This window comes from Vibrio navarrensis (genome assembly GCF_000764325.1).
GTDB lineage: Bacteria > Pseudomonadota > Gammaproteobacteria > Enterobacterales > Vibrionaceae > Vibrio > Vibrio navarrensis.
Genome location: NZ_JMCG01000002.1, coordinates 1,002,544 through 1,018,395, shown reverse-complemented (window position 1 = coordinate 1,018,395; position 15,852 = coordinate 1,002,544). Strand labels below are relative to the sequence as shown.

General features: G+C 48.9%; 21 protein-coding genes. 16 read left to right on the top strand and 5 right to left on the bottom strand.

Annotation, left to right across the window (positions count from 1 at the left end):
• The 12 genes from rplF (at position 1) to rplQ (ending at position 6,536) form a co-directional block, all read left to right on the top strand.
• Positions 1–534: a 50S ribosomal protein L6 gene (rplF, locus tag EA26_RS19070; RefSeq protein WP_039431059.1), complete on the top strand. Its 534-nt coding sequence runs from the start codon at positions 1–3 to the stop codon at positions 532–534.
• Between the two features lie 9 nt (positions 535–543).
• Positions 544–897, top strand: coding sequence for a 50S ribosomal protein L18 (gene rplR, locus EA26_RS19065; protein WP_000358092.1), 354 nt, complete (start codon positions 544–546; stop codon positions 895–897).
• 14 nt (positions 898–911) lie between these two features.
• Positions 912–1,415 carry a 30S ribosomal protein S5 gene (gene rpsE, locus EA26_RS19060; RefSeq protein ID WP_011078816.1) on the top strand — a complete coding sequence of 168 codons (504 nt, stop codon included), beginning with the start codon at positions 912–914 and terminating at the stop codon, positions 1,413–1,415.
• A gap of 7 nt (positions 1,416–1,422) precedes the next feature.
• Positions 1,423–1,599: a 50S ribosomal protein L30 gene (gene rpmD, locus EA26_RS19055; RefSeq protein WP_005379565.1), complete on the top strand. Its 177-nt coding sequence runs from the start codon at positions 1,423–1,425 to the stop codon at positions 1,597–1,599.
• Between the two features lie 5 nt (positions 1,600–1,604).
• Entirely contained in the window at positions 1,605–2,039 is a 435-nt protein-coding gene (rplO, locus tag EA26_RS19050; RefSeq protein ID WP_039431016.1) for a 50S ribosomal protein L15, read from the top strand.
• Between the two features lie 20 nt (positions 2,040–2,059).
• Positions 2,060–3,394 (top strand): preprotein translocase subunit SecY, encoded by a 1,335-nt coding sequence (secY, locus tag EA26_RS19045; protein ID WP_039431014.1) that lies wholly within the window; start codon positions 2,060–2,062, stop codon positions 3,392–3,394.
• Positions 3,395–3,435: 41 nt separating this feature from the next.
• Entirely contained in the window at positions 3,436–3,549 is a 114-nt protein-coding gene (gene rpmJ, locus EA26_RS19040; protein WP_000868186.1) for a 50S ribosomal protein L36, read from the top strand.
• 147 nt (positions 3,550–3,696) lie between these two features.
• Positions 3,697–4,053 carry a 30S ribosomal protein S13 gene (rpsM, locus tag EA26_RS19035; RefSeq protein ID WP_039430953.1) on the top strand — a complete coding sequence of 119 codons (357 nt, stop codon included), beginning with the start codon at positions 3,697–3,699 and terminating at the stop codon, positions 4,051–4,053.
• Between the two features lie 18 nt (positions 4,054–4,071).
• Positions 4,072–4,461 carry a 30S ribosomal protein S11 gene (gene rpsK, locus EA26_RS19030; RefSeq protein ID WP_001118870.1) on the top strand — a complete coding sequence of 130 codons (390 nt, stop codon included), beginning with the start codon at positions 4,072–4,074 and terminating at the stop codon, positions 4,459–4,461.
• 27 nt (positions 4,462–4,488) lie between these two features.
• Complete coding sequence (rpsD, locus tag EA26_RS19025; RefSeq protein ID WP_039430781.1) at positions 4,489–5,109, top strand: 30S ribosomal protein S4; 621 nt, start codon at positions 4,489–4,491, stop codon at positions 5,107–5,109.
• A gap of 24 nt (positions 5,110–5,133) precedes the next feature.
• A complete protein-coding gene (locus tag EA26_RS19020) occupies positions 5,134–6,126 on the top strand; it encodes a DNA-directed RNA polymerase subunit alpha (protein WP_039430778.1) in 993 nt (330 codons plus the stop codon).
• Positions 6,127–6,152: 26 nt separating this feature from the next.
• Positions 6,153–6,536: a 50S ribosomal protein L17 gene (gene rplQ / locus EA26_RS19015; protein WP_039430775.1), complete on the top strand. Its 384-nt coding sequence runs from the start codon at positions 6,153–6,155 to the stop codon at positions 6,534–6,536.
• A gap of 276 nt (positions 6,537–6,812) precedes the next feature.
• Here the strand turns inward: rplQ and bamJ are convergent, their stop codons facing one another.
• Complete coding sequence (gene bamJ / locus EA26_RS19010) at positions 6,813–7,433, bottom strand: BamJ family beta-barrel-assembly machinery protein (protein WP_039430770.1); 621 nt, start codon at positions 7,431–7,433, stop codon at positions 6,813–6,815.
• A 230-nt stretch (positions 7,434–7,663) separates the two neighbouring features.
• On the opposite strand from bamJ, the gene EA26_RS19005 reads away from it, so the two are divergent.
• Complete coding sequence (locus EA26_RS19005) at positions 7,664–8,227, top strand: LysM-like peptidoglycan-binding domain-containing protein (RefSeq protein ID WP_039430768.1); 564 nt, start codon at positions 7,664–7,666, stop codon at positions 8,225–8,227.
• Between the two features lie 15 nt (positions 8,228–8,242).
• Here the strand turns inward: EA26_RS19005 and EA26_RS19000 are convergent, their stop codons facing one another.
• From EA26_RS19000 to cpdB, 4 genes are all read right to left on the bottom strand, one after another.
• Complete coding sequence (locus tag EA26_RS19000) at positions 8,243–9,106, bottom strand: DMT family transporter (RefSeq protein WP_039430765.1); 864 nt, start codon at positions 9,104–9,106, stop codon at positions 8,243–8,245.
• Between the two features lie 3 nt (positions 9,107–9,109).
• Entirely contained in the window at positions 9,110–9,559 is a 450-nt protein-coding gene (locus EA26_RS18995; protein WP_039430762.1) for a GNAT family N-acetyltransferase, read from the bottom strand.
• Between the two features lie 71 nt (positions 9,560–9,630).
• On the bottom strand, positions 9,631–10,203 hold the full coding sequence (locus tag EA26_RS18990; RefSeq protein ID WP_039430760.1) for a Crp/Fnr family transcriptional regulator: 573 nt from the start codon (positions 10,201–10,203) through the stop codon (positions 9,631–9,633).
• Between the two features lie 72 nt (positions 10,204–10,275).
• Positions 10,276–12,237, bottom strand: a complete 1,962-nt coding sequence (gene cpdB / locus EA26_RS18985) for a 2',3'-cyclic-nucleotide 2'-phosphodiesterase (RefSeq protein ID WP_039430757.1) — start codon at positions 12,235–12,237, stop codon at positions 10,276–10,278.
• 300 nt (positions 12,238–12,537) lie between these two features.
• Between cpdB and cobA the strand changes: the two genes are divergently transcribed.
• The 3 genes from cobA to cysN are packed head-to-tail and all read left to right on the top strand — an operon-like array spanning position 12,538 to position 15,824.
• A complete protein-coding gene (gene cobA / locus EA26_RS18980) occupies positions 12,538–13,410 on the top strand; it encodes a uroporphyrinogen-III C-methyltransferase (protein WP_039430754.1) in 873 nt (290 codons plus the stop codon).
• Positions 13,411–13,466: 56 nt separating this feature from the next.
• Complete coding sequence (cysD, locus tag EA26_RS18975) at positions 13,467–14,375, top strand: sulfate adenylyltransferase subunit CysD (protein ID WP_039430753.1); 909 nt, start codon at positions 13,467–13,469, stop codon at positions 14,373–14,375.
• A gap of 18 nt (positions 14,376–14,393) precedes the next feature.
• Positions 14,394–15,824: a sulfate adenylyltransferase subunit CysN gene (gene cysN / locus EA26_RS18970; RefSeq protein WP_039430750.1), complete on the top strand. Its 1,431-nt coding sequence runs from the start codon at positions 14,394–14,396 to the stop codon at positions 15,822–15,824.
• Positions 15,825–15,852 lie beyond the last annotated feature (28 nt).

Below are 15,852 nucleotides of genomic sequence, written 5' to 3'. Positions count from 1 at the left end.
ATGTCTCGTGTTGCTAAAGCACCTGTCGCTATTCCAGCTGGCGTAGAGGTGAAACTGAACGGCCAAGAAATCACTGTAAAAGGTGCTAAAGGTGAATTAACTCGCGTTCTAAACAACGCAGTAGTTATCGCTCAGGAAGAAAACAAGCTAACTTTCGGTCCTCGCGAAGGTGTTGCTAACGCATGGGCTCAAGCAGGTACTGCTCGTGCTCTAGTTAACAACATGGTTGTTGGTGTTACTGAAGGCTTCACTAAGAAGCTTACCCTTAAGGGTGTTGGTTACCGTGCTGCTATGAAAGGCAATGCGGTTGGCCTGACTCTTGGCTTCTCTCACCCAGTTGAGCACGAGTTGCCAGCGGGTATCAAAGCTGAGTGTCCAAGCCAAACTGAGATCGTTCTAACTGGTTGTGATAAACAGTTAGTAGGTCAAGTTGCGGCAGACATCCGTTCTTACCGCGCGCCTGAGCCTTACAAAGGCAAAGGTATTCGTTACGCAGATGAAAATGTGCGTAGTAAAGAAGCTAAGAAGAAGTAAGGTAACACTATGGATAAGAAAGCATCTCGCATCCGTCGTGCTACACGTGCACGTCGTAAGATTGCAGAACTTGGTGCAACTCGCCTGGTAGTACACCGTACTCCTCGCCACGTTTACGCTCAAGTTATTGCGGCAAACGGCTCTGAGGTTATCGCAGCAGCTTCTACTGTAGAAAAAGCGATCCGTGAGCAAGTGAAATACACTGGTAACATCGATGCGGCTAAAGCAGTGGGTAAAGCTGTAGCAGAGCGCGCTCTTGAGAAAGGCGTAACTGTAGTTGCATTTGATCGTTCTGGTTTCCAATACCACGGTCGAGTAGCGGCGCTAGCAGATTCTGCTCGCGAAGCTGGTCTGAAATTCTAAGGTAGGGTTGGAAGATGGCTAAAGAACAACAAGTTCAAGCGAATGATTTGCAAGAAAAGCTAATCGCAGTTAACCGTGTTTCTAAAACGGTTAAAGGTGGTCGAATCATGAGCTTTACTGCACTGACTGTAGTTGGTGACGGTAATGGTCGTGTAGGTTTCGGTTACGGCAAAGCACGTGAAGTACCTGCAGCGATCCAAAAAGCAATGGAAAAAGCGCGTCGTAACATGGTTACTATCGCTCTTAACGAAGGCACTCTTCACCACCCAGTGAAAGGTCGCCACTCGGGCTCTAAAGTTTACATGCAGCCTGCTGCAGAAGGTACTGGTGTTATCGCAGGTGGTGCGATGCGTGCAGTACTAGAAGTTGCTGGTGTACACAACGTACTGTCAAAAGCGTACGGTTCTACTAACCCAATCAACATCGTTCGTGCAACGATTGATGCACTAGTAGACGTTAAGTCACCAGAAATGGTTGCTGCTAAACGTGGTCTAACTGTTGAAGCTATTTCGGAGTAAGAACACCATGGCAACTATTAAAGTAACTCAAACTAAAAGCTCAATTGGTCGCCTGCCTAAGCACAAAGCTACTTTGCGCGGTCTAGGTCTTCGTAAAATCAACCACACTGTAGAACTTGAAGATACACCGTGTATTCGCGGTATGATCAACAAGGTTTACTACATGGTTAAAGTTGAGGAGTAATCATAATGCTTTTGAATACTCTATCACCGGCTGCGGGTTCTAAGCCTTCTAAGAAGCGCCTAGGTCGTGGTATCGGTTCAGGCCTCGGTAAAACTGGTGGTCGTGGCCATAAAGGTCAAAAGTCACGTTCTGGCGGCAAAGTTCGTCCAGGTTTTGAAGGCGGTCAAATGCCTCTGAAACAACGTCTACCTAAGTTCGGTTTCACTTCTCGTAAGAGCCTAGTGGCAGCTGAAGTTCGTCTAGCTGAGCTAGCGAAAGTTTCTGGTGACGTAGTAGATCTAAACAGCCTAAAAGCGGCTAACATCATCACTAAGAACATCGAATTCGTTAAAGTTGTTCTTTCTGGCGAGATCAGCAAAGCTGTGACTGTGAAAGGTCTGCGTGTGACTAAAGGCGCTAAAGCTGCAATCGAAGCTGCAGGCGGTAAAATCGAGGAATAATCTCGAGGAACGAGGTACAGATGGCTAAAAAACCAGGACAAGATTTTCGTAGTGCTCAGAGCGGCTTAAGTGAACTAAAGTCGCGCTTGTTATTCGTAATTGGTGCACTTTTAGTATTCCGAGCTGGCTCTTTTGTGCCGATTCCTGGTATTGACGCTGCTGTACTTGCCGATTTGTTCGAACAGCAAAAAGGCACCATCGTTGAAATGTTTAACATGTTCTCCGGTGGTGCACTTTCGCGTGCATCTATTTTAGCTCTGGGCATCATGCCGTATATTTCGGCCTCGATTGTTGTCCAGTTGCTAACGGTAGTTCATCCAGCGTTAGCTGAACTCAAAAAAGAGGGTGAAGCAGGCCGTCGTAAGATCAGCCAATATACACGCTACGGCACGCTTGTACTTGCAACTTTCCAAGCTATTGGTATTGCAACAGGCCTACCAAACATGGTCGACAATCTGGTTGTTATCAACCAAACCATGTTTACGCTAATTGCAACCGTAAGTTTAGTAACCGGCACCATGTTCCTAATGTGGTTAGGTGAACAAATTACAGAGCGTGGAATTGGTAACGGTATTTCGTTGCTAATTTTTGCAGGTATTGTTGCTGGGTTGCCTCAGGCAATCGGACAAACAATCGAGCAAGCGCGTCAAGGTGAATTGCATGTACTTCTTCTGCTGTTAATTGCAGTGTTGGCTTTTGCAGTCATTTATTTCGTTGTTTTCATGGAGCGTGGTCAACGTCGTATCGTTGTGAACTACGCGAAGCGTCAACAAGGTCGTAAAGTGTTTGCAGCCCAGAGTTCGCATTTGCCATTGAAAATAAATATGGCCGGTGTGATTCCTGCGATTTTCGCATCAAGCATTATTTTGTTCCCAGGAACATTGGCACAATGGTTTGGCCAAAATGGTGAAAGCAGCGCGTTCGGTTGGCTAACTGACGTGTCTTTGGCTTTGAGCCCAGGTCAACCTTTGTATGTCATGCTTTATGCGGCAGCGATTATTTTCTTCTGTTTCTTCTACACGGCGTTGGTTTTCAACCCGCGTGAAACAGCAGATAACCTGAAGAAGTCTGGTGCATTCGTACCCGGTATCCGCCCAGGTGAGCAGACAGCCAAATACATTGATAAAGTGATGACGCGTTTGACCTTAGCTGGTGCGCTCTACATTACCTTTATCTGTCTGATTCCGGAGTTCATGATGGTCGCGTGGAACGTTCGTTTCTACTTCGGCGGAACATCACTACTTATCGTAGTTGTTGTCATCATGGATTTTATGGCACAGGTACAGACACATATGATGTCTCATCAATATGAGTCTGTGTTAAAGAAAGCGAATCTGAAGGGCTACGGCCGTTAATTCGGTGGTAGACTCAGCAGTTTCAATTACGGAGTTTAGCAATGAAAGTTCGTGCTTCCGTTAAAAAAATCTGCCGTAACTGTAAAGTAATCAAGCGTAACGGTGTTGTTCGCGTGATTTGCAGTGAGCCAAAGCACAAGCAGCGCCAAGGCTAATTCAGCAGAAATTTTTACTTGAAATATAAGGTAGTGTCGAGTATATTCCTCGGCCTACCTTTTGCGTGCAAAAGAAGTAGTATCCCGCAGCGTATCCATCACGGGCTTTGCTGCGGATAATTCTTTTATGAAACCTAGGAGTGAATAATGGCCCGTATCGCAGGCATTAACATTCCTGATCAGAAACATGCTGTAATCGCTCTAACCGCGATCTACGGTATCGGTAAAACTCGCTCTAAAGCTATCCTAGCTGAAGTGGGTATTGCTGAAGATGTTAAGATCAGTGAACTAACTGAAGAGCAGATCGATCAACTGCGTGATGGTGTAGCTAAATACACTGTAGAAGGTGATCTACGTCGTGAAGTTTCCATGAACATCAAGCGCCTAATGGATCTTGGTTGTTACCGTGGTCTTCGTCATCGTCGCAGTCTACCTCTACGTGGACAGCGTACTAAAACCAACGCTCGCACCCGTAAGGGTCCGCGTAAGCCGATCAAGAAATAATCGGGAAGGTAGAGTACAATGGCTAAACAACCAACTCGCGCGCGCAAGCGCGTACGCAAGCAAGTTGCGGATGGCGTTGCGCACATCCATGCTTCTTTCAATAACACAATCGTAACTATCACTGACCGTCAAGGTAATGCTCTTGCATGGGCAACTGCAGGTGGTTCAGGTTTCCGTGGTTCTCGTAAGTCTACTCCGTTCGCTGCACAGGTTGCGGCTGAGCGCTGTGCTGAAATGGCTAAAGAATACGGCCTAAAGAACTTGGAAGTTATGGTTAAGGGTCCTGGTCCAGGTCGTGAATCTACTGTTCGCGCACTGAACGCAGCTGGTTTCCGCATCACAAACATCGTTGATGCTACACCAATCCCTCATAACGGTTGTCGTCCACCGAAGAAACGTCGCGTTTAACGTTTCTAGGAAGATTGGAGAAGAATCATGGCAAGATATTTGGGTCCTAAGCTGAAGCTTAGCCGTCGCGAAGGCACTGACTTGTTCCTTAAGTCTGGTGTTCGCGCGATCGATACCAAGTGTAAAATTGATAACGCACCAGGTGTACACGGCGCTCGTCGCGGTCGTCTATCTGAGTATGGCGTTCAGCTTCGTGAGAAGCAAAAAGTACGTCGTATGTACGGCGTTCTAGAAAAACAATTCCGTAACTACTACGCAGAAGCTGCTCGCCTGAAAGGCAACACAGGTGAAAACCTGCTTCAGCTTCTTGAAGGTCGTCTTGATAACGTAGTTTACCGCATGGGCTTTGGCGCAACTCGCGCAGAAGCACGTCAGCTAGTTAGCCACAAAGCTATCCTAGTAAACGGTAAAGTTGTAAACGTTCCTTCTTTCAAAGTAGCGGCTAACGACGTTGTTTCAATTCGCGAGAAAGCTAAACAGCAAGCTCGTATTAAAGCGGCTCTAGAAGTTGCTGAACAACGCGAAAAACCAACTTGGATTGAAGTAGATGGCGGCAAGATGGAAGGTACATTCAAGCGTATGCCTGAGCGTTCTGACCTGTCAGCTGACATCAACGAACAATTGATCGTCGAGCTTTACTCTAAGTAAGGTTTAAACTAAAGAGAGGACACAATGCAGGGTTCTGTAACAGAATTTCTTAAGCCACGTCTAGTTGACATTGAACAGATCAGCTCGACCCACGCAAAAGTAACTCTTGAGCCATTAGAGCGTGGTTTCGGCCATACTCTGGGTAATGCACTTCGCCGTATTCTGCTTTCTTCTATGCCTGGTTGCGCAGTGACAGAAGTAGAAATTGAAGGCGTACTTCACGAATACAGTACCAAAGAAGGCGTTCAGGAAGATATTCTTGAAATTCTTCTGAACCTTAAAGGTTTAGCTGTACGCGTTGCCGAAGGCAAAGATGAAGTGTTCATTACACTGAACAAATCAGGCTCGGGCCCTGTGGTTGCAGGTGACATCACCCATGATGGTGATGTAGAGATCGCTAACCCTGAACACGTTATTTGTCACTTAACGGATGACAATGCCGAGATCGCTATGCGTATCAAAGTAGAACGTGGTCGCGGTTATGTTCCAGCTTCAGCTCGTATCCATACTGAAGAAGATGAGCGTCCAATCGGTCGCCTACTTGTCGACGCTACTTTCAGCCCTGTAGACAAAATTGCCTACGCCGTTGAAGCAGCTCGTGTAGAACAGCGTACTGACCTCGATAAGCTTGTTATCGATATGGAAACTAACGGAACTCTTGAACCTGAGGAAGCTATCCGTCGTGCAGCAACTATTCTTGCTGAACAATTGGATGCATTCGTAGATCTTCGTGATGTACGTGTTCCTGAGGAGAAAGAAGAGAAGCCAGAATTCGATCCGATCCTACTCCGTCCTGTAGACGATCTTGAACTAACAGTTCGCTCTGCTAACTGTCTGAAAGCAGAAGCGATTCACTACATCGGTGATCTAGTACAACGTACTGAGGTTGAGCTACTTAAAACGCCAAACCTTGGTAAGAAATCTCTTACTGAGATTAAAGACGTACTGGCGTCACGTGGTCTGTCTCTGGGCATGCGCCTGGAAAACTGGCCACCTGCATCAATCGCTGAAGATTAATCGATACTAGTTAGAAGGATTAGGTCATGCGCCATCGTAAGAGTGGTCGTCAACTCAACCGCAACAGCTCACATCGTAAAGCGATGTTTAGCAACATGGCTAGCTCTCTTGTACGTCATGAAGTTATCAAGACTACATTGCCAAAAGCAAAAGAGCTACGTCGCGTAGTTGAGCCTTTGATTACACTAGCTAAGACTGACAGTGTTGCTAACCGTCGTCTTGCGTTTGCACGTACTCGTGACAACGAAGTAGTTGCAAAACTATTTAACGAACTAGGTCCACGTTTTGCTGCTCGTCAGGGCGGTTACACTCGTATCCTAAAAGCTGGCTTCCGTGCTGGTGACAAAGCTCCAATGGCATACATTGAGCTTGTAGATCGCCCAGCTGCTGAAGAAACTGCTGCTGAGTAATCAGGTTCGTAAGAACGGAAAAGCCGAGCGATAGCTCGGCTTTTTTGTTGACATCATACTGAGATTTTGGCAAAAATTTCGCACCTCGCACCTCGCACCTCGCACCTCGCACCTCGCACCTCGCACCTCGCACCTCGCACCTCGCACCTCGCACCTCGCACCTCGCACCTCGCACCTCGCACCTCGCACCTCGCACCTCGCACCTCGCACCTCGCACCTCGCATATAAAAAAAGCCGACCGAAGTCAGCTTTTGTTATCCGTGTAGAAATCCGTGCTTAAACGATAGCGAGCAGTTCCACTTCAAAGACGAGTGCTGCAAATGGAGGAATCGATGCACCAGCGCCACGCTCACCGTAAGCAAGGTCGTGTGGGATGTACAGTTTCCATTTTGAGCCAACAGGCATCAGTTGTAGTGCTTCTACCCAACCTTTGATCACGCCAGTTACCGGGAACTGTGCAGGCTGACCGCGAGACACCGAGCTATCAAATACTGTTCCGTCAACGAGTTCACCGTGGTAGTGAACGCGAACGGTTTTGTCTGACGTTGGGATCTCGCCAGTACCTTCAGTGATGATTTCGTACTGCAGACCAGAGTCTAGAACAGTCACTTCAGAGCGTAGCGCATTGTCTTTTAGGAATGCTTCGCCATCCGCAGCGGCCGCTTTTGCAGCCTCTGCACGTGCCGCTTCTGCACGTGTGTAAAGTTCTTGCAGGGCTTTGTTGATCTCGTCAACCTCGATTGCCGGCATGTCACCAGTCAGTGCGGTAGCAATACCCGCAGCAATGGCATCTACGTTCAGACCGTCAAGGCCAGAGCCCGCAAGTTGTTGACCCATTTGCAGACCAATACCGTAGCTGGCTTTTTGCTCTATCGTTTCAAATTTAATATCAGACATAAAAGTCGCTCTTTTATCGCGTAACAAAGCCTCAAAGGATAACAGTTTCGACTGGAGGTTTAAATCTTTCTACTTCACAACGATGTAACTTATGTGCTGTGATGAGGCTCTTACTCTTGGCGGAATGTCAGCTTTTTTACCGTCTACTGACCGAGTTTGAGGGTAATTCTCTATACTCTGGTGGTTTGTATTTTTATACTAGGGAACAAAGGGGTTTGGAGAAGTTTGCAATGAATCGTCGTAGAAAGAAGAAGCCACAAACTGACTATTTGGCGCTTGCAAAAGAGAACGTAACCAAAATCGAATTCAAGCCATTGTTAATGCGAGTTCAACGCTTGTGGGATTTCCTGCCGACCTTGCATCGCCGAGCGCTTGCTGTGTTAGTGCCGATACTACTGATTCTTTTGCTTTGGCCGACGAAGAAACTTGACCCTCAACCTGTGGTAGAAAAAGCGCCGCAACGAGTTGCGCTTGACATCAATACTCGTGGATTGAGCGAGCAGCATGATTCACAGCAAAGTGATAGCAAATCGGCGATGTGGCAAGAATACTTGGTGCAAAATGGTGACACGCTCGCGCAAGTGTTTCGCGCTAATCAATTGGCGATGGGCGATCTGAATGCTTTGGTTAAAATCGAAGGCGCCAACAAACCACTGAGTCACATCAAACAAGGTCAATTGGTCCGATTTAAGCTTAATGAGGCCGGACAGCTTGATATTTTGCAGTTGGAAAAAGGCAACAGCTCGGTGATGTTCTTTCGTCTTTCTGATGGGGGCTTTGGCCGCAGTAAGTAGCTGTTTGTCCTCGCTTTATTCTGCGAACCGCCCGTGACGCAGCTTGGCAAAGACGCTTTGCCAAGGAAAAAGTGGCAACACAATCAGTAAGATACCAGCCCAAGTGACACGATCAGGGTATTCGGCGAAAGCATACATGCCAATCAAGGTCACAAACAGCAAGCCCGAGTATTCCGCTAACGCGATTTGTCCGGCGGGTGCTTTTCGATACGCCGCGACCGCGAGACCGTTATAACCCAAAATGCACACTGAGCTGGCGAATATATATCCCGCGAGCGTAGGCGTGAGTGGGCGCCAATAGAGCAGCGCCAGCAGCAGGGAGACAGGCAGCGACAGCAGCGTTGTCCACCACAAAGTGGTCACCACCGTCTGCTCAGCGGGCAGTTTTCTCACCAACACATTAAAGAAAGCCAGGGTGAGCGCGGTGCCGAGCGCAAAACAGGCTGCCCAATGAAATTGCTCAGGGCGCAATACCAACAACACACCGACAAATCCCACCATAGTGCCTAATACTTTTGCCAGAGAAGGTCTCTCTTTGAGTAACCAGACTGACAAGGGCAGCATCAATAATGGCGCGGCGTAAAATACGGCGTTTGCGGTTGCCAAGGGTAAATAGGTAATGGAAACCATCATACAGCCGCTGCCGATCAAGATCAGATGGGCTCGGGCTAAGGTAATGCGCGGCTGTGTTAGTGCTCGTTGTGTTTTGCGTTGCATCAGCCACAGTGGCGTGATCACCAATAATGAGAATAGCTGCCGGAGAAACATGTATTGAAATGGTGAGACGTTACCATCAATCAGTTTCACCGCGACATCAGATAGGGTTGCCAGCAGGTTGCCGACAACCAATAGGACGATCGCGTAGCTCGCGGGCGTCACTGCTTAAGCTCGCTTCATATCGACATGCGGAATGCCATCTTCCAGATACACTTCGGAAGTGACTACAAAACCGTGCTGCTGGTAGAACGGTTTGAGGTGTTCCTGCGCGCCGATTTCAATCGCCTCATTCGGCCACAACTGCTGGCAATGCATAATCGACTGTTGCATCAGCTGATGCCCCAAACCGCCACCGCGTGCATTATGTTTGGTCGCTACACGGCCAATACTGACGCTGTCGTAAGTGGTGCCGGCGGGGAGAAGACGAGTACACGCCACCAGCTCGTCGTTTTTATAACCGAGCAAATGATGCACTCCGTGCAGAATATCGTTGCCATCCAGTTCAGGGTAAGGGCAGTTTTGTTCGACCACAAACACGTCGACTCTCAGTTTGAGTAGTTGATACAGCTGAGTGGTTGAAAGCTGTGAGAAAGGCACAAGATGCCATTGGATCATGGTGATGTTTTCCGCTTAACGATAAGAAGCATACTGTATGCCTTGCAGGCGACTTTTGGCATTAACATAAGTTAAAGTTTTTCATCCAGTTGGCGTTTTTTGATCCGGCTGAGGCTTACCGGGGTGATACCCAGATACGCGGCAATTTGCCGATCACTGAGCCTTTCGAGTAACACGGGAAACAGCTGCTTAAACAGATGATACTTTTCCTCTGGGGTGTGTAGCAGCAGGAAACGTTCTTTGCGCTCTTTGTAAATCAATTGGGTTTCGAGCAGGTGGAGATATAACGGATGAGCGGATGCTCGCCAAGCTTGTAAGCATTCGATAGGAAAGGTGAGCAGATGAACTGGGGTGAGACTTTCCAGCAGAAATGGACTGCCTTGCTCGCGGATCAGGCTTTCAAAGCCGATCATCCAATCGACTTCCCAGTAAAACTCTTTGCTGAACTCTTTGCCTGATTCTGTCAGATAGCAGGCGTGGCAAAGTCCATCCAACAGGAAATAGCAGTGCTGCGGCGCTTCACCTTGATGGATCAATATGTGCCGAGTCGGTAACTGCAACTCTTTGGCGTTGGCGAGTACGCCTTGAATGGCCTCGTTTGAGAGGTTGAGCTGTTGTAGATATTGGGTGAAACGAGCAACCATAGCGATCCCTAAAAAAAACCGCTGCCAAGTGACAGCGGTTTTGAGTTTAAGGATTTCTCTTCGACAGAAAAGTTATTTCTGCAAATTCAAGCGATACACCGCAAAGCCGACCTCATCGGTCGCCACTTGCTCCATCGGATAAATGCCTTTCGCTTTAATGAACTGCGCCGCTTTGTCGCTCGGTGAAGTTTCAAAGCGGATATCCAGCGCTTTTTCCGACTGAATAGGAGCAAAGGTCCAGTTGTTATCGGCGCTTGGGGTCACTTGTCCTTTCTCTTGGCTCACACGTGAGATGTAGCTGGCCAGTACACTGCGGTTTTCATCCGGTGCATCAAACGCCACAAATTCCGCTCCAGTACCTGGGAACTTGTTGCTGTACGCGCGGTAGTTGTTGGTCGCGATGATAAACGTCTGTTTCACGTCAATCGGCTTACCTTGATAGGTCAGATCAAGAATGCGCTGCGCTTCTGGATGAATCAGTTTACAGTCGCCGTCATATTTAGCGGGCTGCGTGATATCGATTTGGTAGTTCACGCCATCAATCACATCGAAGTTATAAGTGCGAAACCCATCCCAGTCGATCAAAGATTGCGGCGCGCTGCTGTTGACATCGATCTGCTTGAACTGGCCAGCGCTACACTCCAACCACTCTTTGACTTGCTGCCCGCTGACTTTCATCGCGACCAGCGTGTTCGGGTAGAGATACAGATCGGCGGCGTTACGGAAGGTCAGTTGACCGGACTCCACTTCGGTAAAGTTGGCGGGATCATTCTTACGCCCGCCCGCTTTAAATGGCGCAGCGGCAGAAAGAACGGGTAGCCCAGCGAGATCTGGATCGCCTTGGATAAAGCGCTCAACGTAATCTTTTTGTGCCAAGTTAACGATTTGTACCGTGGGATCATCCTGCACGAGGGCAAGGAAGCTGTACATCACGTCATTGGCTTTACCAATAGGTTGGTTGACAAAATCACGTGTGCCTTTGTGATCGGCGGCAAGCGCATCGACAATCGCGCTGTCGGCGTCAACTAAGGGCTTTTGGCTCGCTTTGTCAAAAATTGGCCGTGCTTGCGTTTGCCCTTTGACCACCGACCATTTACCCTCTTTTTGTTGCAGCTCTAAATCGATGATGCCGACATGGCTGCCCCAGCGACCCGGCATCACAGCGGCCACGCCATTGATGGTGCCCTTTTGGTTGTCGACGCCTTGAATATGGTCAAACCCCTTGCCCGGGAAAACCGCGTGCGAGTGGCCAAAGGCAATCGCATCAATGCCTTCGACTTGTGAAAGGTAGTAGACTGAGTTTTCTGCGCCGATTTTGTAGGGGTCGGAAGAGACGCCGGAATGAGGGATAGCGACAATCACATCCGCGCCCTCTTTTTTCATCTGTGGAACTAGGGCTTCTGCGGTCTCACGAATGTCTTTGGCAAACACTTTGCCTTCGAGGTTCTTCTTGTCCCACACCATGATCTGCGGTGGCACAAAGCCGATGTAACCCACTTTGATCGTATGTTCTGCGCCATTCACATCTTTAAAGCTGTGCTCTTTAATGAGGTAAGGCTTGAAGTAGTGCTTGCCGCTCTTTTGCTCAAACACGTTGGCGTTGATGTAGGGGAAGTTGGCGTCGTTAATGGTTTCGGCGAGAAATTCCAAACCGTAGTTAAACTCATGGTTACCGATATTGCCGACATCGTAGTGCAATTGGTTCATCGCCTTATACACTGGATGAACTTCACCCGCTTTGATGCCCTTAGCTGCCATGTAGTCACCCATCGGGCTGCCTTGGATCAAATCACCGTTATCCACCAACACGCTGTTGGTGACTTCGGCTTGTGCTTGCTTCACCAAAGTCGCGGCACGGGTTAGGCCAATTTGCTGTGAAGGTTTATCTTTGTAGTAGTCGTAGTCCATCACATTGGTGTGAATATCGGTGGTTTCGATGATTCGCAATTGAATGGTTTCGGCCATGGCCGGGCCCGCGATAGCGAGCATGCTGGTTAAAACGGCTAGAGAGAGAGGGGTCACTGCCACTTTCATTTTTTGCTCCACAAGAGTCAGAGAGGAAGATTCGGTGACTAATGTAACAAAATATAATGAAAGCCATATTTAGCTGGCTAAAAAAGTGTGATTTCAGCCGATTGCTCTACGCCATTCTGTGCGCTGCTTGCCATCTTTTGTCGTGCTGAGGCTTGTTGTGTGAGCAAAAGAGAAAAGTGCATGAGTTAGATAGAAAACTTCTTAGCAGTTTTTTGAATAAAAAATGAAATTTTAGAATTTCAGGTAATATAAAGAGCTCGCCATAATGCGCTTATCAAAAGTTCAACGGAAGCACGGCGTATGACCAGCAAGGAATCAGGAACGGTCTTTCCCTTTAAAAAGCCAACACTCGTTGCCGACAATCGCGCAGTGCCAAGTCGCTTTGCGCGCAGTCAACTCAAGGCCGGAGAAGTGGCTCTAGTGGGCGCTGGACCGGGCGATCCTGAACTGCTCACGCTCAAAGCCTTGACCTATTTACAGCAAGCCGATGTAGTGCTGTACGACTACTTGGTCTCCGATGAAATCATGGCTTTGGTGCCGAGTGACACCATCTTGGTCTGCGTGGGTAAGCGCGCCGGGCATCATAGTGTGCCGCAGGAAAAAACCAATCAGTTGTTGGTTGATTTTGCTCAGCAAGGCTACAAAGTGGTGCGGATTAAAGGCGGTGATCCATTTATTTTTGGCCGTGGCGGTGAAGAATTGGAAGTGTTGGCCGACGCCGGCATTCGCTTTCAGGTGGTGCCGGGCATCACCGCAGCAGCGGGTGCAACTGCGTATGCGGGCATTCCTCTGACTCATCGCGACTACGCCCAGTCGGCGCTGTTTGTTACCGGACACCTTAAGGCAGAAAGCGATCAGATGGATTGGTCGACACTCGCGCGAGGTCAGCAGACTCTGGTGATCTACATGGGGCTGATGAAGTCGAGCTATATCCAAGAGCAGCTTATCGCGCATGGCCGCGCCTCAAGTACGCCGATCGCCATCATTGAACGCGGCACACAGCAGACGCAAAAAGTATTTAAAGGGCAACTGGCTGATTTAGCCACTTTAGCCACACAGGCTGAAGCTCCTGCACTGATTGTTGTAGGGGAAGTTGTTCAGCTATCCGACAAGTTAGATTGGTTTCTTCGTGACGAACAGGCACATCTGAGCACATTGGCTCAGTCTGTTTAACCCGAAGCCAGCGTAATGGACCCATTCAGGCCGTCGAGCCTTAAAAGGAAAGAGATATGAATCAACAACGCTTGACTCATTTAAAGCAGCTCGAAGCTGAGAGCATTCACATCATCCGTGAAGTGGCTGCCGAGTTTGATAACCCAGTGATGATGTACTCGATAGGCAAAGACTCGTCGGTGATGCTGCATTTGGCGCGCAAAGCGTTTTATCCAGGAAAAATTCCCTTTCCACTACTGCACGTTGATACCGATTGGAAATTTCGCGAGATGATCGAGTTTCGTGATCGCACCGCGGAGAAATATGGCTTTGAGCTTTTGGTACATAAGAACCCAGAAGGTCTGGCGATGGGTTGTAGCCCGTTTGTTCATGGCTCCTCTAAGCATACCGACATCATGAAAACCCAAGGGTTGAAGCAAGCGCTCAACAAATATGGTTTTGATGCGGCTTTTGGCGGCGCGCGCCGCGATGAAGAGAAATCACGTGCCAAAGAGCGTGTCTACTCGTTTCGCGATAAGAACCACACTTGGGATCCGAAGAATCAGCGCCCGGAGCTGTGGAAAACCTACAACGGCCAGATCAACAAAGGCGAGAGCATTCGTGTCTTCCCTCTTTCAAACTGGACCGAACTCGATATTTGGCAATACATCTATCTAGAAAACATTGAAATCGTGCCGCTTTACTTGGCCGATGTACGTCCTGTGGTTGAGCGCGACGGCATGCTGATTATGGTGGACGACGACCGCATGAAACTGCGTGACGGTGAGCAGATTGAACACAAGAGTGTGCGTTTTCGCACCTTAGGTTGCTACCCATTGACTGGGGCGATTGAATCAGAGGCCAATACGTTGACCGGCATTATCGAAGAGATGCTGGTGGCCACATCAAGTGAGCGTCAAGGTCGGGCGATCGACCACGATCAGTCTGGATCGATGGAGCTGAAAAAGCGCCAAGGTTATTTCTAAAGGGATCGAGGATACATTATGAACAGTGCAGTTGAAGCGCAATTGGCTGAATTGGGTATTGAAGGTTACCTAGAGCAGCATCAAAACAAATCATTACTGAGATTCCTGACCTGCGGTTCGGTGGACGACGGCAAGAGCACCTTGATTGGTCGTTTGCTGCATGATTCGAAGCAGATCTACGAAGATCAACTGGCGGCGGTCCACTCAGACAGCCAACGTGTTGGCACCACAGGTTCGCGTCCGGATCTGGCGCTGCTGGTGGATGGTCTGCAAGCCGAGCGTGAGCAAGGGATCACCATTGATGTGGCTTATCGTTACTTCTCGACGCAAAAGCGTAAATTCATCATCGCTGACACCCCGGGACATGAGCAGTACACGCGCAACATGGCAACCGGTGCGTCAACCTGTGATCTGGCGGTGATCCTAATCGATGCGCGTAAGGGCGTGTTGGATCAAACTCGTCGCCACTCATTTATCTCCAACCTGCTTGGTTTGAAACATTTTGTTGTTGCGGTCAATAAAATGGATCTGGTCGATTTCTCTGAGCAACGTTTTGAAGAGATCAAAGCGCAGTATCTGGCCTTCTCGCAAAATCTGCGTGGTGAAACCAACATTCAGATCATTCCTATTTCGGCATTGGAAGGTGATAACGTGGTGGAGCCAAGCCAACACATGAGTTGGTATCACGGCCCGTCACTGCTGGAAATCCTGGAAAGTGTCGATGTAGAAAAGGCCAAAGAGGCGGGCGAGTTCCGTTTCCCAGTGCAGTATGTCAGCCGTCCAAACCTCAACTTCCGTGGTTTTGCCGGCACCATTTCATCTGGCACGGTGAACGTGGGCGATCGCATTAAAGTGCTGCCGTCAGGTAAAACTTCCAGCGTGGCGCGAATTGTGACCTTCGACGGTGATTTGCAACAGGCGCAAGCGGGCCTAGCGGTGACGCTGACGCTGGCTGACGAAATTGATATCAGCCGTGGCGATCTGCTGGTACTGGAAGAGGCACAAGTGCAATCGACCAACCACCTGCTTGCTGATGTGGTGTGGATGACGGAGCAGCCGTTACAACCCGGGCGCGATTACGACATCAAGATTGCCGGTAAAAAGACCATCGGTCGTGTGGAAAGTATTCGCTATCAGTACGACATCAACCATCTTTCGTCGCATGGCGCCGCAGAGCTGCCGCTCAACGGTATTGGTCTGTGCGAGTGGACACTCAACGAAGCGGTGGCGCTGGATAACTACCAAGAGTGTGCTGATACCGGCGGCTTTATCATCATTGACCGTTTGACCAATGTCACCGTGGGTGCGGGCATGGTGAGCGAGAGCCTAGCCGCGGTCGCTCAGGCAAGTGGTGATTTCAGCGCATTTGAAGTTGAACTGAACGCTTTGATCCGTAAGCACTTCCCACATTGGGATGCCAAAGATCTCAGTGCGTTGATTAAGAAGTAGTAGTAAGTGATGGGAGCGTGCTCCCCAG

Excerpts from the sequence above, each read along its gene's own strand:
- rplF (WP_039431059.1), top strand. The coding sequence starts at position 1 with ATGTCTCGTGTTGCTAAAGCACCTGTCGCTATTCCAGCTGGCGTAGAG.
- rplR (WP_000358092.1), top strand. The coding sequence starts at position 544 with ATGGATAAGAAAGCATCTCGCATCCGTCGTGCTACACGTGCACGTCGT.
- rpsE (WP_011078816.1), top strand. The coding sequence starts at position 912 with ATGGCTAAAGAACAACAAGTTCAAGCGAATGATTTGCAAGAAAAGCTA.
- rpmD (WP_005379565.1), top strand. The coding sequence starts at position 1,423 with ATGGCAACTATTAAAGTAACTCAAACTAAAAGCTCAATTGGTCGCCTG.
- rplO (WP_039431016.1), top strand. The coding sequence starts at position 1,605 with ATGCTTTTGAATACTCTATCACCGGCTGCGGGTTCTAAGCCTTCTAAG.
- secY (WP_039431014.1), top strand. The coding sequence starts at position 2,060 with ATGGCTAAAAAACCAGGACAAGATTTTCGTAGTGCTCAGAGCGGCTTA.
- rpmJ (WP_000868186.1), top strand. The coding sequence starts at position 3,436 with ATGAAAGTTCGTGCTTCCGTTAAAAAAATCTGCCGTAACTGTAAAGTA.
- rpsM (WP_039430953.1), top strand. The coding sequence starts at position 3,697 with ATGGCCCGTATCGCAGGCATTAACATTCCTGATCAGAAACATGCTGTA.
- rpsK (WP_001118870.1), top strand. The coding sequence starts at position 4,072 with ATGGCTAAACAACCAACTCGCGCGCGCAAGCGCGTACGCAAGCAAGTT.
- rpsD (WP_039430781.1), top strand. The coding sequence starts at position 4,489 with ATGGCAAGATATTTGGGTCCTAAGCTGAAGCTTAGCCGTCGCGAAGGC.
- EA26_RS19020 (WP_039430778.1), top strand. The coding sequence starts at position 5,134 with ATGCAGGGTTCTGTAACAGAATTTCTTAAGCCACGTCTAGTTGACATT.
- rplQ (WP_039430775.1), top strand. The coding sequence starts at position 6,153 with ATGCGCCATCGTAAGAGTGGTCGTCAACTCAACCGCAACAGCTCACAT.
- bamJ (WP_039430770.1), bottom strand. The coding sequence starts at position 7,433 with ATGTCTGATATTAAATTTGAAACGATAGAGCAAAAAGCCAGCTACGGT.
- EA26_RS19005 (WP_039430768.1), top strand. The coding sequence starts at position 7,664 with ATGAATCGTCGTAGAAAGAAGAAGCCACAAACTGACTATTTGGCGCTT.
- EA26_RS18995 (WP_039430762.1), bottom strand. The coding sequence starts at position 9,559 with ATGATCCAATGGCATCTTGTGCCTTTCTCACAGCTTTCAACCACTCAG.
- EA26_RS18990 (WP_039430760.1), bottom strand. The coding sequence starts at position 10,203 with ATGGTTGCTCGTTTCACCCAATATCTACAACAGCTCAACCTCTCAAAC.
- cpdB (WP_039430757.1), bottom strand. The coding sequence starts at position 12,237 with ATGAAAGTGGCAGTGACCCCTCTCTCTCTAGCCGTTTTAACCAGCATG.
- cobA (WP_039430754.1), top strand. The coding sequence starts at position 12,538 with ATGACCAGCAAGGAATCAGGAACGGTCTTTCCCTTTAAAAAGCCAACA.
- cysD (WP_039430753.1), top strand. The coding sequence starts at position 13,467 with ATGAATCAACAACGCTTGACTCATTTAAAGCAGCTCGAAGCTGAGAGC.
- cysN (WP_039430750.1), top strand. The coding sequence starts at position 14,394 with ATGAACAGTGCAGTTGAAGCGCAATTGGCTGAATTGGGTATTGAAGGT.